Raw genomic sequence first — 517 nt, 5'->3', positions numbered from 1 at the left:
TGCCACTTGAACCAGGCTCTACTATTACCGTTGACACAGCCCAAATCTGCGTAAGCATTCCTCCAACTCCCTCAAACTTCAAAATAAATGCATCAGCAGCCCCCGCATTGCTTCCCTGATAATATGCACCTCCGCCTGGATTATAGGTCGGAAAATCAGCTGAAAAAGTCCACCCAACAACGAAAACATTTCCACCTCCATCTGTTGAAATTGAATATGCAACATCCAACCCACCTCCCCCATAATAAGTAGCCCACTGCCTTACTCCTGAATTCGTGAATTTCAATATAAATGCATCACTATCCCCCGCATTGCTTCCCTGATAATATGCTCCTCCGCCTGGATTATAGGTCGGAAAATTAGCTGAAAGAGTATACCCAACAACGAAAACATTTCCACCTACATCTGTTGAAATTGAATTTGCAACATCATTCCCACCTCCCCCATAATAAGTAGCCCACTGCCTTACTCCTGCATTCGTGAATTTCAATATAAATGCATCCCAACCCCCCGCATT

1 protein-coding gene is annotated in these 517 nt (G+C 44.3%); it reads right to left on the bottom strand.

Translation table 11 applies throughout. The features are described from left to right. The coding region (locus tag ABDH49_09380; GenBank protein MEN3047149.1) for an SBBP repeat-containing protein at nt 1-517 on the bottom strand (517 nt) is incomplete at both ends.

Source organism: Candidatus Hydrothermales bacterium (assembly GCA_039630235.1).
Lineage (GTDB): Bacteria > Hydrothermota > Hydrothermia > Hydrothermales > JAJRUZ01 > JBCNVI01.
The sequence above is the reverse complement of the archived record's forward strand: the minus strand, read 5'-3'. Positions and strand labels throughout refer to the sequence as shown.